Consider the following 438-nt stretch of genomic DNA (forward strand, 5'->3'; position numbering starts at 1 on the left):
CGTACATACCACATAGACGCGCCAGGAGAGATAAAATTCCACCGCGTGAGCGGATCGCGTAGTCGAGAAAAAACGCGAAGTGGGTATCAGACGAGGTCGTCGTAGGTCGGCGACGCGCGGTCGCCGGGGAAAGAGTCGACTGGAGCGGTCGTCTGCTCGCCGGAGCCCATATCTTTCACCGTCACCTCGCCGTTCGCGAGGTCCTGTTCGCCGACGATGACGACGGTCTCGGCGTTGATGCCGTCGGCGTAGCCCATCTGCGCGCCGAAGCTCCGATCCGAGACGTCGACTTCGACGACGTTGACCGCCGCGCGGAGGTCGCGGGCGATCCGCGAGGCCACCTCGCGGGTGTCGCCGACGGTCAGGACGTAGTAGTCGGTCGCGAGCGCCTCGTCGGGCCAGACGCCGGCGCGCTGACAGAGCAGCGAGAGCGGGGCG

At 66.4% G+C, this 438-nt stretch carries 1 protein-coding gene; it reads right to left on the reverse strand.

What is annotated here, in order from left to right:
• Window positions 1-86 precede the first annotated feature (86 nt).
• Window positions 87-438 (reverse strand): His/Gly/Thr/Pro-type tRNA ligase C-terminal domain-containing protein (locus DEQ92_RS22925; protein WP_233516962.1); only part of this gene is annotated, 352 nt, incomplete at its 5' end.

The organism is Haloferax sp. Atlit-6N (assembly GCF_003383195.1).
Taxonomy (GTDB): domain Archaea; phylum Halobacteriota; class Halobacteria; order Halobacteriales; family Haloferacaceae; genus Haloferax; species Haloferax gibbonsii.